The sequence below is a fragment of the Nocardioides abyssi genome (assembly GCF_030412915.1).
GTDB classification, from domain to species: Bacteria; Actinomycetota; Actinomycetes; order Propionibacteriales; family Nocardioidaceae; genus Nocardioides; species Nocardioides abyssi.
In genome coordinates, this window is record NZ_JAUHJR010000003.1 from 146,545 (window position 1) to 159,999 (window position 13,455).

11 protein-coding genes are annotated in these 13,455 nt (G+C 74.4%); 6 read left to right on the top strand and 5 right to left on the bottom strand.

The features are described from left to right. Positions 1–27 precede the first annotated feature (27 nt). A complete protein-coding gene (gene cydB / locus QWY29_RS09750; RefSeq protein WP_300960532.1) occupies positions 28–1,047 on the top strand; it encodes a cytochrome d ubiquinol oxidase subunit II in 1,020 nt (339 codons plus the stop codon). Continuing rightward, the gene (gene cydD, locus QWY29_RS09755) at positions 1,044–4,439 is read left to right on the top strand and encodes a thiol reductant ABC exporter subunit CydD (RefSeq protein ID WP_300960533.1); all 3,396 of its coding nucleotides are present in this window, start codon (positions 1,044–1,046) and stop codon (positions 4,437–4,439) included. Before cydB ends, cydD begins: the two co-directional genes overlap by 4 nt. Before the next feature lie 55 nt (positions 4,440–4,494). On the opposite strand, the gene QWY29_RS09760 is transcribed toward cydD, so the two are convergent. Beyond that, the gene (locus QWY29_RS09760; protein ID WP_300960534.1) at positions 4,495–4,944 is read right to left on the bottom strand and encodes a pyridoxamine 5'-phosphate oxidase family protein; all 450 of its coding nucleotides are present in this window, start codon (positions 4,942–4,944) and stop codon (positions 4,495–4,497) included. 115 nt (positions 4,945–5,059) lie between these two features. On the opposite strand from QWY29_RS09760, the gene QWY29_RS09765 reads away from it, so the two are divergent. Together QWY29_RS09765 and QWY29_RS09770 are read left to right on the top strand one after the other, a co-directional pair. Then, on the top strand, positions 5,060–5,968 hold the full coding sequence (locus QWY29_RS09765) for a universal stress protein (RefSeq protein ID WP_300960535.1): 909 nt from the start codon (positions 5,060–5,062) through the stop codon (positions 5,966–5,968). 110 nt (positions 5,969–6,078) lie between these two features. Next, positions 6,079–6,663 carry a hypothetical protein gene (locus QWY29_RS09770; RefSeq protein ID WP_300960536.1) on the top strand — a complete coding sequence of 195 codons (585 nt, stop codon included), beginning with the start codon at positions 6,079–6,081 and terminating at the stop codon, positions 6,661–6,663. 82 nt (positions 6,664–6,745) lie between these two features. Here the strand turns inward: QWY29_RS09770 and QWY29_RS09775 are convergent, their stop codons facing one another. The 4 genes from QWY29_RS09775 to QWY29_RS09790 form a co-directional block, all read right to left on the bottom strand. Beyond that, positions 6,746–6,985 (bottom strand): hypothetical protein, encoded by a 240-nt coding sequence (locus QWY29_RS09775; protein WP_300960537.1) that lies wholly within the window; start codon positions 6,983–6,985, stop codon positions 6,746–6,748. A gap of 650 nt (positions 6,986–7,635) precedes the next feature. Further along, positions 7,636–7,830 (bottom strand): hypothetical protein, encoded by a 195-nt coding sequence (locus tag QWY29_RS09780; protein ID WP_300960538.1) that lies wholly within the window; start codon positions 7,828–7,830, stop codon positions 7,636–7,638. A 62-nt stretch (positions 7,831–7,892) separates the two neighbouring features. Continuing rightward, positions 7,893–9,002 (bottom strand): potassium channel family protein, encoded by a 1,110-nt coding sequence (locus tag QWY29_RS09785; RefSeq protein WP_300960539.1) that lies wholly within the window; start codon positions 9,000–9,002, stop codon positions 7,893–7,895. A gap of 9 nt (positions 9,003–9,011) precedes the next feature. Beyond that, positions 9,012–10,007: a YihY/virulence factor BrkB family protein gene (locus QWY29_RS09790; RefSeq protein ID WP_300960540.1), complete on the bottom strand. Its 996-nt coding sequence runs from the start codon at positions 10,005–10,007 to the stop codon at positions 9,012–9,014. A 17-nt stretch (positions 10,008–10,024) separates the two neighbouring features. Between QWY29_RS09790 and QWY29_RS09795 the strand changes: the two genes are divergently transcribed. Continuing rightward, the gene (locus QWY29_RS09795; RefSeq protein WP_300960541.1) at positions 10,025–11,677 is read left to right on the top strand and encodes an acyl-CoA dehydrogenase family protein; all 1,653 of its coding nucleotides are present in this window, start codon (positions 10,025–10,027) and stop codon (positions 11,675–11,677) included. Positions 11,678–11,774: 97 nt separating this feature from the next. Further along, positions 11,775–13,424, top strand: a complete 1,650-nt coding sequence (locus QWY29_RS09800) for an SLC13 family permease (protein WP_300960542.1) — start codon at positions 11,775–11,777, stop codon at positions 13,422–13,424. Positions 13,425–13,455 lie beyond the last annotated feature (31 nt).

Here is a 13,455-nt window from a genome sequence, read left to right on the forward strand (position 1 = left end):
GGCTCGCACGGGAGACCTGAGACCACCATGGAACTGACCACCGTCTGGTTCGCGCTCATCGCGATCCTCTGGATGGGCTACTTCGCCCTCGAGGGCTTCGACTTCGGCGTCGGCATGCTGCTGCCTGTCCTCGGCCGCAGCGACCGCGAGCGCCGCGTCCTCATCAACACCATCGGCCCGGTCTGGGACGGCAACGAGGTCTGGCTGCTCGTGGCCGGCGGCGCGACCTTCGCGGCCTTCCCGGAGTGGTACGCCACGCTGTTCAGTGGCTTCTACCTGCCGCTGCTGCTCATCCTGGTCGCGCTGATCGTGCGCGGCCTGGCGTTCGAGTACCGCCACAAGCGCGACGACGCCACCTGGAAGTCCCGCTGGGACGGCGCGATCATCGTCGGCTCGTTCGTGCCGGCCTTCCTGTGGGGCGTGGCCTTCGCCAACATCCTGCGCGGGGTGCGGATCGACGCGGACATGGAGTACGTCGGCGGCCTCCTCGAGCTGCTCAACCCCTACGCCCTGCTCGGCGGCGCGATGACCCTGCTGCTCTTCCTCACCCACGGGGCGGTCTTCGTCTCGCTCAAGACCGACGGGCCCATCCGCCACGAGGCCCGGGCACTGGCGGTCCGGACCGGCGTGGCCGCCGCCGCGGTGACCGTCGTCTTCCTCGCCTGGACCCAGCTCGAGACCGGCACCGCCGCCTCGCTGGTCGCCTTCGGCGTGGCCGCGGTCGCGCTGGTCGCCGGTCTGGTCGCGCTGCTCGCCGGTCGCGAGGGCTGGGCCTTCCTCGGCACGTTCGTCGCGATCGCCCTCGGCGTCGCCGGGCTCTTCCTCGCGCTGTTCCCCGACGTGATGCCCACGACCCTGGCCGACGGCACGGGCCTGACGACGACGAACGCCGCGGCGACGGCGTACACGCTCAAGATCATGACGGTCGTCGCCGCGATCTTCACCCCGCTGGTGCTGATGTACCAGGCGTGGACCTACTGGGTCTTCCGCAAGCGGATCGCCGTGCACCACATCCCGGAGCCGGTGCTCGCCGGCCAGGGCTCGTGAGGCCGACCGACCCGCGCCTGCGCCGCCAGCTGGCCCCCGCCCGGGGGCCGCTGGGCGGCGTGCTGGCGGCGGGGCTGGCCGGGGCGGTGCTCGTCGTCGCGCAGGCCTGGGTGGTCACCGGCCTCGTGGTGGCGGTCGTGCGCCAGGAGCCGCTCGGCGGCTGGGCGCTCGCCGTGGCCGTCGTCCTCGGCCTGCGCGCCCTCACCGGCTGGACCGGCGACGTGCTGGCCGCCCGGGCGGCCGCGCGCGTCGGCACCCACCTGCGCCGCCAGGTCGTCGGCGCCCTGCTGCGGCGGGGCGCGGCCGAGCCCGGTGACGCCGTGCTGCTGACCCGCGGGGTCGCGGCCGCCGAGCCGTACCTCACCCGCTACCTGCCCGCGCTCGTCCTCGCCGGCGTCCTCCCGCTGCTGACCCTGGCCGTCATCGCGACCGAGGACCTGCTCTCGGCTGTCATCGTCGCCGCGACCCTGCCGCTGGTGCCGGTCTTCGGCGCGCTGGTCGGGCTCGCGACCCGCGACAAGGCCGAGGAGCAGTGGCGCGCGATGTCGACGCTGTCGGGCCATTTCCTCGACGTCGTCCGCGGGCTGCCGACCCTGGTCGCCTACCGCCGGGCGCGCGCCCAGTCGCGCACCATCGGCGAGGTCACCGACCGCTACCGCCGCGCCTCGCTCGGCACGCTGCGCCTGGCCTTCGCCTCCTCCGCGGTGCTCGAGCTGGTCGCGACGCTGTCGGTCGCGCTCGTCGCGGTCACCGTCGGCGTGCGGCTCGCCCAGGCCGACCTCGGCCTGACCACCGCGCTGTTCGTCCTCCTGCTCGCGCCCGAGGCGTACTGGCCGCTGCGGCGCGTCGGCGCGGAGTTCCACGCCGCCGCCGAGGGCGTCGCGACGTTCGAGGCGGTCGACGCGCTGGTGACCTCGGCCCCGGCCCTCGAGCCCGCCGCCGTGCCCGCCGTGCCCGCCGAGCCCGCCGAGCCCGCCGAGTCCGCTGTGTCAGCTGTGTCAGGTGCCGGCGACCTGGTGGTCCGCAACCTCGCCGTCACCCACCCCGGCCGCACCGTGCCCGCGGTCGCCGCGCTGTCCACCACGCTCCCGGCCCGCGGGGTCACCGTCGTCACCGGCCCGTCCGGGTGCGGGAAGTCCACGCTGCTCGCCGCCCTGGCCGACCTGCTCACGCACGAGCCGGGCACGGTCACCGTCGGCGGCCGCCCCGCCACCGGCTGCGACTGGCAGGCGCAGGTCGCCTGGCTCCCGCAGCGCCCGGTCTTCGTCGCCGGCACCGTCGCCGACAACCTCCGCCTCGGGACCCCCGACGCCACCGACGACCGGCTCCGGTCCGCGCTGCGCCGCGTCGCGCTCGAGGAGCGCGTGCTCGCGCTGCCCGACGGCCTCGCCACCCCGCTCGGCGAGGACGGCCTGACCCTCTCCGCCGGCGAGCGTGCCCGGCTCGCGCTGGCCCGGGTGCTCGTGGCCGAGCGACCGTGGGTGCTGCTCGACGAGCCGACCGCCCACCTCGACGAGCTGACCGAGCGGGTCATCGTCGACACCGTCGCCGAGCTCGGCCGGACCAGTGGCGTCGTCGTGGTCGCCCACCGCCCGGCCCTCCTCGCCGTCGCCGACCACCACCTCGCCCTGCCCGCTCCCCCGCCTACACCTGCGCCCGTACCTGCACCTGGCGAGCCCGTACCGGCGCGCCGGGACGCCGCTCCGGCCGCCCCGGGACGGCCGGACGACGGCGCCGACGAGCCCGCGCCGGCCGGCAGCCTGTGGCCCGCGACCCTCGTCGGCGCGCTCGCCTCGGCCTCGGGCGTCGCGCTGACCGCGACCGCTGGCTGGCTCATCGTGCAGGCCTCCACCCGGCCCGCCGTGCTGACCCTGATGGTCGCCGTCGTCGGGGTGCGCGCGTTCGGGCTCGCCCGTCCGGTGCTGCGGTACGCCGAGCGGCTGCGCTCCCACGACGTCGCGCTGCGGCTGCTGGCCCGCCGCCGCGTCGAGGTTTACGACGCGCTGGTGCCGCTGGTGCCGGGTCGTCTCGGCCGCCGTCGCGGAGACCTGCTCGCGTCGGTCGTCGACGACGTCGACGGCGTGGTCGACCGCGAGCTGCGCGTGCGGGTGCCCGTGCGCCAGGCGGCCCTCGTGGTCCTGCTGGCCGGCGCGGTGGCGACCTGGCTGGCCCCGGCGGCCGGGCCGGTGGTCGCCGCCGTCGCGGCCTTGGCCGGCGCCGCGGCGTTCCTCCTCGCCCGGCTCGGCGCGGACGGTGCGGAGCGCGCCGCCGTCGACCACCGGGCAGCGCTGTCCGAGGCGGCCGTCGAGGTCACCTCGGTCCTGCCGGAGCTGGTGATGTGGCAGGCCGGCGACCGCGCCGCCGACCGTGTCGGCGGGCTCAGCGACCGGCTCGGCCGCTCGACGGTGCGCTCCGGTGCCTGGACCGGCGGGGCCCGCGCGGTCGTGCTCGCCGCGACCGGCGGCTCGATCGCGCTGACCGCCGCGCTGGCCTCCGGTGCGGTGGCCGGCGGCGGGCTCTCGGCGCCGATGGCCGCGCTGCTCGTGCTGCTCCCCCTCGCGCTGGCCGACGTGCTGCTGCCGCTCGCCGACGCCGGTGCGCTCTCCTCGCGCACCACCGCGGCAGCCGCCCGGCTGCGCGACCTCCAGCACCGCGCCCCCGCCGTGCGGGCGACCGTCGCGACGGCCGAGCCCGACGGGCACCGCGTCGAGGTCGACCACGTCCGCGGTGGCTGGGACGGCGCCCGCACCGGCCTGCGCACGACGGCCTTCGACGTCGCGCCCGGCGACCGGGTCGGCGTGGTCGGGCCCTCGGGGTCGGGGAAGAGCACCCTGGCCGCGCTGCTGCTCCGCTTCCTCGACCCGGCCGCGGGCGCGGTCCGGCTCGGGGGCGCACGCACCACCGACGTCCTGCCCGACGACGTACGCCGCCTGGTGGGGCTCGTCGACGACGACCCGCACGTCTTCGCGAGCACGCTCGTGGAGAACGTCCGGCTCGCCCGGCCCGGCGCCACCGACGCCGACGTCGAGGACGCGCTGCGGCGCGCGCGGCTCGGCCGCTGGCTCGACTCGCTGCCCGACGGCCTGCACACCTGGGTCGGCGAGGGCCACGCGCAGGTCTCCGGCGGCGAGCGCGCCCGGATCGCGGTCGCCCGGTCGCTGCTGGCCGCCCACCCGGTGCTGGTGCTCGACGAGCCGACCGCCCACCTCGACACCGCCACAGCCACCGAGCTGGTCACCGAGCTCCTGACCGGTCCGCGGGAGCGGAGCCTGGTGTGGATCACCCACGACGGCAACGGGCTCGACCTCGTCGACACCGTCGTCGACCTGGGGGCCGGTGCGGGCGCCGGCCCGGGTCAGGTCAGCCGACCGGCCGGCGGAGCCCACGCCTGACCGGGAAGGTTCACGGGTCCAGCGCGACCTCCGCCGGTCCCGCGGGCCGCGGGCCTCACTGGAGTCGGCGGTGCTCCTGGGCGCGGACCGGGTCCCAGCCGGTGCCGAGGCTGCGGCCGGTGAGCTCGGTCCAGGCGAGGCGTACGACGACGGCGCGCTCACCCGGCGCCCAGGTGCGCGGCGGGCGGGTGCGCTCCAGGTCGGCGAGCGCGTCGGGGTCGGTGAGCTCGTGCAGCGGGCCGCGCGCGAGCACGCTCCACCCGCGCTGGTCGGCGTGGTCGAGGCCGTCGACCTCGAAGGCGACCTGGCCGCCGGGCTGGTCGTGGACGAACCGGGCCAGTGCGGCGGTCGGCAGGGTCCGCACCAGCACCGCGTCGTCGAGCACGCTGTAGTTCACCGGGTGCAGCCGGGGCCCGTCGTGCCCCCAGAACGCGATCCGCCCCACCACCCCGCGCCCGAGCAGCGTGCGGCACTCGTCCGGGTCCAGCTCCTGCTCCGACCTCATGGCCCGATGGTGCCCGACACCGCGCTCCGGCGGGGCCTCCACGGGCCTTTGGTCCCGAGCAGGTCGGGCCCTCCGCCCGTGGGCGGGACCCCGCGGCCCGCGGGAGCGTGGAGCCATGGACAAGACCACCACCCAGATCCCCGCCGGCAGCGTGGTCGTCGGTGTCGACGGCTCCACCCACGCCGCGGAGGCCGTCACCTGGGCCGCCGACCAGGCCGCCGCAGAGGGCCGCCGGCTCGTGCTCCTGCACGCCGCGGACCCGCTGAGCACCCAGAACAGCATGTGGCTGACCTCGATGGCCGTCGACCCGACCGCGGTGCGCCACGACATCGAGACCACCGGCCGCGACCTGCTCGGGCGCACCGCCGCCGCGGTGCGGAGCACCCACCCCGCGGTCGAGGTCGTCGAGCTGCTCCGGCTCGTCGACCCGCGCGAGGCGCTCCTCGAGGCGTCCGCCCACGCGGCGCTCGTCGTCGTCGGCTCGCACGGGCGCGGACCGGTCGGCAGCCTGGTGCTCGGCTCGGTAGGCGTCGCGCTGAGCCGCCAGGCGCACGGCCCGGTCGTCGTGGTCCGGCCCGCCCGGTCCGGGGCCGAACGCCACGGGGTGCTGGTCGGCGTGGACGGCACCGAGCGCTCGCTGCCGGCCCTCGAGGCGGCGTACCGCCACGCCTCGGTGCGCGGCCTGTCACTGACGGTCGTCCACTGCTTCTGGGACGTCGTCGCCGCCACCGCCGGCCCCCACGTGGTGTCCCTCACCGCCGACGGCCTCGACGACGTCCGCCGGCTGGTCGCCGAGAGCATCGCCGGCCTGTCGGAGAAGTTCCCCGACGTCGACGCCACCGTCGAGCTGGCCCGCGGCCTCGCTGAGGAGGTCCTCGGCCGCGAGTCCGCCGCCCGCGACCTGGTCGTCGTCGGCCACCGCCAGCGCCCGGGCGCCGTGACCTCGCTGCTGCGCGGCTCGGTCAGCACCGCCGTCGTCGAGCACGCCGACTGCCCCGTCCTCGTCGTCCCCGACCCGGTCTGAGCCCGGCACCCACCAGCCCCGAACAACCAGCCCCGAACAACCAGCTCAGTCCCAGCACCACCGTCCGCCCAGCACCAGCCAGCGTCACACCCACAGAAGGAGGTCACGACATGACCACCGCCGCACCCACCCCGACCACCCGCCGAGCCGTCGCGCCGGAGCAGGAGGGCCGGGTCGTGACGACCTTCGCCGCCCGCGCCCTGGCCGTGACCCGCATCGGCTTCGGCCTCACCTTCCTGTGGGCCTTCCTCGACAAGCTCCTCGCCCTCGGCTTCGGCACCGGCCGCGACGAGACCGGCGCCGTGGACCGCTTCGGCGACGCCGCCTGGGTCAACGGAGGCAGCCCCACCGAGGGCTTCCTCGCCTTCGGCGCCGACGGCCCCTTCAAGGACCTCTACAACAACATCGCCGGCGCCTGGTGGGCCGACACCCTCTTCATGGTCGGCCTCCTCGGCATCGGCCTCGCCCTCACCCTCGGCATCGGCATGCGCGTCGCCGCAGCCGCCGGCGCCCTGCTCTACGTGCTGATGTGGACCGTCGTCCTGCCCCCGGAGAACCACCCGGTCCTCGACGACCACCTCCTCGCCGCCGCCACCCTCGTCGTCCTCGGCGCCCTCGCCGCCGGCGACACCTGGGGCCTCGGCAGGACCTGGGCCCGCACCGGCCTCGTCCGCCGCTACCCCGCCCTGCGCTGACCCTCGCCTGACGCACGAACGCCCCGACGCCGTCACGGCGTCGGGGCGTTCGTCTGTGTGCTGGCGGCCGGGACCGCCGCGCTCACTCGTCCTGCGGCAGGTCGGGCGCGTCGAAGTCCGACGGCTCGTCCTCGATCATGTAGTTGGGGTCCTTCTCGATCGCGGCGACGGTCCGCGCGATCCAGTCGTCGTCGGAGGTCTCGATCTCGCGCTCGGCGAGCTGCTCGCGGAGGTAGGTCGCCAGGTCTTCGCTGATGCCGGCGTCCTTGGCGACCGAGGTCGCGTCGACGGCAGCCTGGAGGTCGGAGTTGTAGATGGCCATGCCCGGGCAGTGCCCGCCGCGGGGCGCCGCAAAACGGAACCGACCCGGGAGCAGCGGCGTTCCCGGGTCGGCCCGTCTCCAACGATGACGCGCAGGTGGTTGAGCGACCACCGGCGCGACGCGCAGCACCGCGGAGCAGCAGCTCGGACACCCCCGTTTCCGTGGCCGGGGACGTCCGGGATCCTGCTGCGTCGGTGCCGCTCACCAGAGCTGCTTGCCGCCCGTCCCCCATGGAACGCGCGGTCTGCTGCCGGTCCAACGACGGGCACGCAGGAGGGGTACGCCGTCCTGCCGCGACGCGCTCGACGGGTGCGGGTGGTCTGGACCGACGCGGGTTCCCCGGGACGCCATTCACGTGATGATGGCGTCCCGGGACCCACGGCCCCGCCCTCCCCATGACTACCGGAGCTGCTCGTCCATCGTGGCGGCGCGCCGCACCCCCGCCCACGGGTGTCCGGCCGGTCCCCGCATGGCCCGAACGGACTATCCCGACGGTCCGACCGGTTTTCTCGCGTGATCCGGGGACGGGCGCGGCCGACCGGAGTAGAGTCGGTCTCGCCGAGCCGCTGGCGACCCGAGACGCCAGCGGCTCGGCTTTTTCGTTCCCAGGGCACGTCAGGGCGTTCAGCCCGGCCCGGCGCACCGCCCGCTCACAGCGGCGTCAGCTGCGCCGCCGGCAGCCACTCCTCCACCAGCCCCCAGACGCCCGGGCGGAGCAGCGCGCCGTACACGACCCGGCCCTCCCAGCCCGACGGCGTCTGCCGCCACTCCACGAGCAGCCCCGGGCGCTTCGCGCCGCCGCCTGAGCCGTCGGCGACCCAGCAGTGGCGCGACGGAGCGGTCATGGCCCGATGATAGGCCAGGATCGAACACGTGTTCGACCGGGAGTGGTGGCGACCGGAGACGCTCAGTCCGCCTCGGCGACGTCCTCGTTGTGCGTGCCGGGTCGGGGCGCCCAGGGCAGCTCGCGCGCGGGCCGGACGACGACCAGGCGGTCGCCCCGGGCCAGCAGCGTGACCACCGGGTCGAAGTAGCGGTAGACCTTCTCGTCGCGCACGACCGCGATGACCTGGTCGGGCAGCGACTGCGGCTGCTTGCCGACCTCGGTGACGAGCAGGTCGCGCTCGGCCACCTCGAGCCCCTCGCCGTAGGTCAGCAGGTCCTCCATCACCGACCCGAGCGACGGCGACAGCGACGAGAGCCCGAGCAGCCGGCCGACCGCGTCGGAGGAGGTGATGACCGAGTTGGCGCCGGACTGCTTCATCAGCGGCGCGTTCTCCTGCTCGCGGGCCGAGACCACGATCCAGCAGTCCGGGTTGAGCTGGCGCACGGTGAGCGTGGCGAGCACGTTGGAGGCGTCGCTGTCGCTGGTGATGATGACCTGGTCGGCCTCCCCCGCGCCGGCGCGCCGGAGCACGTCGCGACGGGTGGCGTCGCCGGTGACGACCGCGAGCCCGTCGGCATGCGCGTCCTGCAGCGCGACCGGGCTCGGGTCGACGACCACGATGCTCTCCCGGGCGAGGCCGTTGTTGACGAGCGTGTCGACCGCGCTGCGTCCCTTGGTGCCGTAGCCGACGACGACGACGTGGTGACCCATGTGCTTCCTCCAACGGGCGACGCGGAACATCTCGCGACCCTGCGAGGCGAGGACCTCCAGGGTGGTGCCGATGAGCAGCACCAGGAACGCGATGCGGGCGGGGGTGATGACGAACGCGTTGACCAGCCGCGCCCCGTCGGTGACCGGGGCGATGTCGCCGTACCCGGTCGTCGACAGCGTGACGGTCGTGTAGTAGATCGCGTCGGTCAGGCTGATCGTGTTCGTCGCGTCGTTGCCGTCGCGGTAGCCCTTCCGGTCGAGGTAGACCAGCAGCACCGTGCCGACCAGGATCGCCATCGCGGCGAGCAGCCGGCGGCCCAGCTCCCACCACGGCGAACGCGCCCGCTCGGGGAGCGAGACCAGCCCGCGCCCCTGCACCGGCAGGGGCTGCCCGGAGCTCGGGTCGACGTCGGTCGGCACGCGAGGAACCTACCGGTCCCTCCCACCCAGGTGGCGCAGCCGGGCCACGAGCTCCACGCGCGCCCGGGCGGTGGCGCTCTGCGGGAAGACGGTGTCGAACGCCGCGTTGACCGCCGCGCCGATGAGCACCGCGATCGCCACGATGTAGAGCCACAGCAGCACCGCGATCGGCGCGGCCAGCGGGCCGTAGATCGACTTGGAGTCCGCCGCGGTGACGGTGAGCACCCAGCGCAGCACGTAGGAGCCGAGGATCCACGCGACGAGGGAGAACGTCGCGCCGGGGAGGTTGAAGCTCCAGTTGGTCCGCACCGGCACCGACACGTGGTAGAGCGTCGCGAGGAAGCAGATGCACACGATCGAGACGGCCGGCCAGTAGAAGGTCAGCAGGAAGTCCAGCGAGTCGGGCAGCGCGTCACGCACCAGCGACGGCCCGGCGACCATGAGCGGGATCGAGAAGACCCCGGTCACCAGCGCCAGGACGTAGAGCACGAACGAGAGCGCACGGGTCTTGATGATCCCGCGGTGGCCACCGAGCCCGTGCATGATCGTGATGGTGTCGACGAAGACGTTGAGCGCGCGGGAGCCGGACCACAGCGCGAGCACGAAGCCGAGCGAGATGACGTCGAAGCGGCCGCCGCGCAGCACGTCGTTCATCGTCGGCACGATCACGCCGTCGACGGCCCGGTCGGTCAGCAGCCGCGAGGACAGGTCGACGACCGCCTGCCGCACGTCCTCGACCTGGGCCGGACTGAACTGGTCGCTGACGTAGCCGATCGCACCGGCCAGCGCGAAGATCAGCGGCGGCACCGACAGCACCGCGAAGAAAGCGCCCTCGGCAGCCAGGCCGGTCACGCGGTAGCGCATGCACGACCCGACGGTGGTGACGATCAACCGCCACACGGTGTGCCGGAACCGGGCCAGCCAGGCGCGGACCGCGGCCACCGGGTCCGGTCCCGTCCGGCCCTCCCGCTGCCCCGCCGACCGGGGCCCGGACGCCGGGCTCATGGTCTTACGGTATCCGCATGCGCACCGAGATCCGGGTCACCACCAACCAGGCGCCGCCGCTCGTCGGTCACAACGTCGTCACGACCGACCGCGCGCTGTCCGAGGCGGTCCTCCGGCACGGTGCGCCCGAGGTGCTCGAGGACCTCGCGGCGCTCGGTGCGGAGGCCGGCTCGGCCGAGGCCCGCGAGCACGGCCAGCTCGCCAACGAGCACCACCCGCGGCTGACGCCGTACGACCGCTACGGCCACCGCATCGACGAGGTCGTCTTCCATCCGTCCTGGCACTGGCTGATGGAGCGCGCCGTCGGCCACGGCCTGGCCGCGACCCCGTGGGAGCAGCAGGACGCCGGCGCCCCGCACGCCCACCTGCGCCGTGCGGCCGGCTTCATGGCGTGGTCGCACACCGAGCCCGGCCACGGCTGCCCCGTCTCGATGACGTACGCCGCCGTGCCGGCGCTCCGCGCGGACGACGCGATCGCCAAGGAGTGGACGCCGCTGCTCGCCTCCACGACCTACGACCCGGGCGTGCGGGCGCCCTCGGAGAAGCTCGGCGCGCTGGCCGGCATGGGGATGACCGAGAAGCAGGGCGGCTCCGACGTGCGGGCCAACATCACCGAGGCCCGCCCCACCTCGACCGACGGCACCTACACGCTGCACGGCCACAAGTGGTTCACCTCCGCGCCGATGAACGACGTCTTCCTCGTGCTGGCCCAGGCCGAGGGCGGCGTGACCTGCTTCGTGGTGCCCCGCGTGCTGCCCGACGGCACCCGCAACCAGCTCGACGTGGTCCGGCTCAAGGACAAGCTCGGCAACCGGTCCAACGCCTCCTCCGAGCTCGAGCTCGACGGGACCGTCGCCCAGCGACTCGGCGACGAGGGCCGTGGGGTCCGCACGATCATCGAGATGGTCGCCGCGACGCGCCTGGACTGCGTGCTCGGCTCCACCGGCCTGATGCGCCGCGCGGTCTCCGAGGCGTCGTGGCACGCCGCCCACCGCTCGGCGTTCGGCTCGACCCTGGCCGACAAGCCGCTGATGCAGAACGTGCTGGCCGACCTCGCCGTCGAGACCGAGGCCGCGACCGCCCTGGCCCTCCGCCTGGCCACCGCTGTCGACCGCCTGCACGACCCGCACGAGGCCGCGCTGCGCCGGATCGCGCTGCCGCTCGCGAAGTTCTGGGTCTGCAAGCGCGCCCCCGCCATGGTCGGTGAGGCCCTGGAGTGCCTCGGCGGCAACGGCTACGTCGAGGAGTCGGTCATGCCGCTGCTCTACCGCGAGGCCCCGCTGAACTCGGTCTGGGAGGGCTCGGGCAACGTCAACGCCCTCGACGTCCTGCGCGCGCTCGGCCGCGAGCCGGAGGTCCTCGACGCCTGGATCACCGAGGTCGGCCGCGCCCGCGGCGGCGACGCCCGCCTCGACCGCGCGATCGACGACGTGCTCGCCCTGCTCGGCTCGCTCATGGGCGACCCCGCCCAGCTCGAGGTCGGCGCCCGACGCCTGGCCGGCCGGATGGCGGCGGTGCTCCAGGGCTCGCTGCTCGTCCGCTTCGGCCCGCCCGAGGTCGCCGACGTCTTCTGCGCCTCGCGCCTCGGCTCGTCGTACGACGGCACCTACGGCGCCCTCGCCGGCGGCGACCTCCGCGCCATCGTCGAGCGGACGACGCCCGTCGTCTGACCCGCTCCGACACCTCGCGTTACCCGCCGCCCCGAGGCGGGCACCCGGGATGTGGCCGTGACCACATCCCGTCCGGCCTCCCGTCCGGAGGTGCGCGATGACGACAGAGCAGGGACGACCCGGCGAGCAGTCCGGGGAGGGAGCCGGCGGGCGGACCGGCGGGGCGGGACGCACCGACGTCGACCGCGCGTTCCTCGACAACGCGACCTACCGCAGCCTCGGCGAGCAGCAGCTCTCCGAGCGCGAGGAGCGGTTCGAGAAGGTCCGCCGCACGACCGGCCTGGTGCTCGCGCCGCTGGTGACGATCGTCTTCCTGCTGCTGCCGGTCGGGCTGGAGGACCAGCAGCACAAGCTCGCCGCGGTGCTGCTCGGCGTCATCGTCCTGTGGGTGACCGAGCCGGTGCCGATCCCCGTCGGCGGGTTCATCGGCATCGCAGCGATCGTCATGCTCGGTGTCGTCAGCGCCGACGAGGCGTTGGTGCCGTTCGGGTCCTCGACCGTCTTCACGTTCATCGGGGCGTTCATCCTCGCCCAGGCGATGCTCAAGCACGGGCTGGCCCGGCGGTTCGCGATGTTCGTGCTCAACCTGCGCGGTGTCGGCACCTCGACGGTGCGGGTGGTGGTCGCGTTCGGCGCCATCACGTGCCTGCTGTCGGCCTTCGTCTCCAACACCGCGACGGTGGCGATGCTGCTGCCGACCGCCATCGGCATCCTGGCGGTCATCGCGAAGCTGCTGCAGTCGCGCGGCGAGGTCGCCGAGGACTTCGACCCGCTGCGGCTGCGGGTCGGCGCCGCGCTGATGCTCATGCTGGCGTACGGCGCCAGCGTCGGCGGCCTGCTGACCCCGGTCGGCTCGCCGCCGAACCTCATCGGGCGCGGCCTGATCGAGGAGGCCACCGGCGAGCGGATCTCGTTCCTCGACTGGGTCCTGATGGCGCTGCCGATCTGCGCGCTCATGTTCGTGGCGCTGGCGGTGGTGATCCTGCTGCTCAACCGGCCCGAGACCCGCCGGCTGGAGGGCGTGGCCGACTACGTCCGCGAGGAGAAGGCAGCGCTCGGGAAGTTCTCGGTGGCCGAGCGGAACACGCTCATCGCCTTCGCCGTCACCGTGACCCTGTGGATCCTGCCCGGCGTGGTGGCGCTGGTGACCGGCACCGAGTCGAGCACCTACGAGACCGTCAGCGGCCGGCTCGACGAGGGCATCGTGGCGATCCTCGGCGCCTCGCTGCTCTTCCTGCTCCCGACCAAGTGGGAGGACCGCGAGTTCACCCTGCGGTGGAGCGACGCGGCCAAGATCGACTGGGGCACCGTCGTGCTCTTCGGGACCGGCATCGTCTTCGGCAGCCTCCTGGAGTCCACCGGCCTCGCCGAGACCCTCGGCACCGGCGCGTCCGACCTGCTCGGCCTCTCCAGCGTCCTGCTGATCACCGTCTTCGCGGTCGTGCTCGCGATCATCGTCTCCGAGACGACCAGCAACACCGCGTCCGCGGCAGTGGTCGTGCCGATCATCATCCCGATCGCGATGGCCGCAGACGTCAACCCGTTCGTGCCCGCACTCGCGGCCACGTTCGCGGCATCGTTCGGCTTCATGCTGCCGGTCTCCACGCCGCAGAACGCCATCGTCTACGGCTCCGGCACCGTCCCCATCACCACGATGATCCGCACCGGGGTGTCCTTCGACGTCCTCGGCGCGGTCCTCATCGTGCTGGTCGTGCCGGTGATGGCAGCCGCCGTCGGGTTGGTCTAGCGCCGCTCGGCCGCGTGTCGTCGGGGGTCGT

What these genes read in the sequence shown, in the direction of transcription:
- QWY29_RS09770 (WP_300960536.1), top strand. Translation starts at nt 6,079, where the DNA reads ATGACCACCGCCGCACCCACCCCGACCACCCGCCGAGCCGTCGCGCCG.
- QWY29_RS09775 (WP_300960537.1), bottom strand. Translation starts at nt 6,985, where the DNA reads ATGGCCATCTACAACTCCGACCTCCAGGCTGCCGTCGACGCGACCTCG.
- cydB (WP_300960532.1), top strand. Translation starts at nt 28, where the DNA reads ATGGAACTGACCACCGTCTGGTTCGCGCTCATCGCGATCCTCTGGATG.
- QWY29_RS09765 (WP_300960535.1), top strand. Translation starts at nt 5,060, where the DNA reads ATGGACAAGACCACCACCCAGATCCCCGCCGGCAGCGTGGTCGTCGGT.
- QWY29_RS09800 (WP_300960542.1), top strand. Translation starts at nt 11,775, where the DNA reads ATGACGACAGAGCAGGGACGACCCGGCGAGCAGTCCGGGGAGGGAGCC.
- QWY29_RS09760 (WP_300960534.1), bottom strand. Translation starts at nt 4,944, where the DNA reads ATGAGGTCGGAGCAGGAGCTGGACCCGGACGAGTGCCGCACGCTGCTC.
- QWY29_RS09780 (WP_300960538.1), bottom strand. Translation starts at nt 7,830, where the DNA reads ATGACCGCTCCGTCGCGCCACTGCTGGGTCGCCGACGGCTCAGGCGGC.
- QWY29_RS09790 (WP_300960540.1), bottom strand. Translation starts at nt 10,007, where the DNA reads ATGAGCCCGGCGTCCGGGCCCCGGTCGGCGGGGCAGCGGGAGGGCCGG.
- QWY29_RS09795 (WP_300960541.1), top strand. Translation starts at nt 10,025, where the DNA reads ATGCGCACCGAGATCCGGGTCACCACCAACCAGGCGCCGCCGCTCGTC.